Source organism: Mesorhizobium sp. M7A.F.Ca.CA.002.05.1.1 (assembly GCF_003998335.1).
In the GTDB taxonomy this organism is placed as follows: domain Bacteria; phylum Pseudomonadota; class Alphaproteobacteria; order Rhizobiales; family Rhizobiaceae; genus Mesorhizobium.
Map to the genome: position 1 here is coordinate 1 of NZ_RZQI01001014.1, position 2,017 is coordinate 2,017.

General features: G+C 62.7%; 2 protein-coding genes. One reads left to right on the top strand and one right to left on the bottom strand.

What is annotated here, in order from left to right; all coding sequences use genetic code 11:
* On the top strand, positions 1–554 hold a 554-nt coding region (gene lexA, locus EN939_RS31860), incomplete at its 5' end, for a transcriptional repressor LexA (protein ID WP_127271553.1).
* On the opposite strand, the gene EN939_RS31865 is transcribed toward lexA, so the two are convergent.
* Positions 548–2,017 (bottom strand): ComEC/Rec2 family competence protein (locus EN939_RS31865; RefSeq protein ID WP_164751407.1); only part of this gene is annotated, 1,470 nt, incomplete at its 5' end. The two genes, lexA and EN939_RS31865, sit on opposite strands and share 7 nt — an antisense overlap.

The following is a 2,017-nucleotide window of genomic DNA, read 5'->3' on the forward strand; positions in this document are numbered from 1 at the left end:
CGCTGGAAGTGCTGCGATTGCCGGACTCGATCGCGCCCGGCCTCAACGCGGCAAAGAAGTTTTCGCCAAGCGTCATCCAGGGCAGTCTCGGTCAGGGTGGTGCCCTTGGCCGGCAGATCAAGCCGGCGCCTTCGCGGATGCCCTCGCCCGGCAATGATGACGATGCGGTCTCCGCCGTGTCGATACCGGTCATGGGCCGTATCGCCGCCGGTGTGCCGATCGATGCCATCCAGCATCAGACGCATTCGATCTCGGTGCCGCCGGACATGATCATGGGCGGCGCCCACTATGCGCTGGAGGTTAAGGGCGACTCGATGATCGAGGCCGGTATCTTCGACGGCGACACCGTCATCATCCGTAATGCCGACACGGCGAACCCCGGCGAGATCATCGTGGCGCTGGTCGATGAAGAGGAAGCGACGCTGAAGCGGTTCCGCCGCAAGGGCGCTTCCATCGCTCTCGAAGCCGCCAATCCGGCCTATGAAACCCGTATTTTCGGCCCAGACAGGGTCAAGGTGCAAGGCAAGCTCGTCGGCCTCATCCGCCGCTACTGAGGCGGCTGCGGGTTGGCCGCTGGCTTCTCGGGTTTCTTGAAGGGTGCCAGCCCCCTCGCCTCACGAGAGTATTTGCGTTGCGTGTGCCAGGGCCGATATGGGCTGTTCACCGCGAAGCTGATTGTCGCCGGCGTGGTCGCCGATTGGCGATCGAAGAAGACCGCGGCACTGCCTTTGCGAGCCAGTTGCCGCTTGGTGATGACGAGAACCAGCGGATTGTGACAGGCGTCATAGGCGGTGGCGTCATTGATGACGATCAGCTCGGCGAAGCCACAGGCTTTCCAGGTGTCCTTGCGGTCCTCGACATAGGCAATGATCGCACCGGACATATGCCTGGCCACGCAAACGCCTGAGGAGCAATAGAACGGCGATCCCGGCGGTAGCTCAACGGCGTCCGCGACGTCGAATTGCCCATCGCTCTTGTCGAACACCTCTGGCACGACGATGGTTTCTGATGTCAGGGCGCGTTTCCAGTTGTCGACGGTGAATTCGTTCGGCCGTTCCCGGCTGACGGCAAGCTCGCCGCCACCGATCGGCAACGCCACCAGCCGGGCGTCTTCCGAGATCAGCACATCCGGCGTGCGCGTATCCGAGACGGTCAGCAAGCCTGCCAGCGCGAATGGCAGAGCAGCGAGCCGCAGCCAAGTTGTCGCCATCGTCGCGATGACCAGGGCAATTGTCACCAGCAGGACAGATTGCTGCGAAATCAGCCCAACCCCATCGACAGGCGAACGTTCGGAGATCCAACCCGATATGGCGATCATCACCGTCAGGCCCTTGCCCATCAGGTAGAGGGCCGGCCAATCCAATCCGAAAGGCATCAGCAGCGCGCTTGCGACAGCCAGGAACATGACGACGGTGACGATCGGCATAACCGCCAGATTGGCGAACAGGCTGAGCGGCGACACACGCTGAAAATGCCAGATGGCAAACAGCGTCGTGGCGCTGCCGGCGATGATGGAGGTCATGGCAAGGCCGGTTGCCGCGAGCACGAACTTTCGCGTCAGGAAACCGGGCATGGATCGCTTTGGGGGCGGCGGTCTTGCTTTTCCCGCGCGGTGATCGGCCCAGCCGGCATAGGCGCCGACCAGAGCCGCGGTCGCGGCGAACGACATCTGAAAACTCGGGCCGACCACCTCATGCGGCGACACCACGATGACGGCGATCGCCGAGATCGCCAGATTGCGCATGGTGAGTGCTGCTCGATCGAACAGCACGGCAATCAGCATCACCGCCAGCATGATGAAGCTGCGCTCGGCGGCAACGACGACTCCAGAGATGATGAGATAGGCCGCGATCGAGAACAGTGCGGCGAAGGCGGCATACTTCTTGACCGGGCGACGCGCGGAAAAGTCGGGAAACAAGGCGAAGGCGCCGCGCAGCAAGCCCATGATGGTGCCTGCGACCAGCGCCATGTGCAGTCCCGAAATCGAGATGATGTGGTAGATGCCGGTACGTCGCAT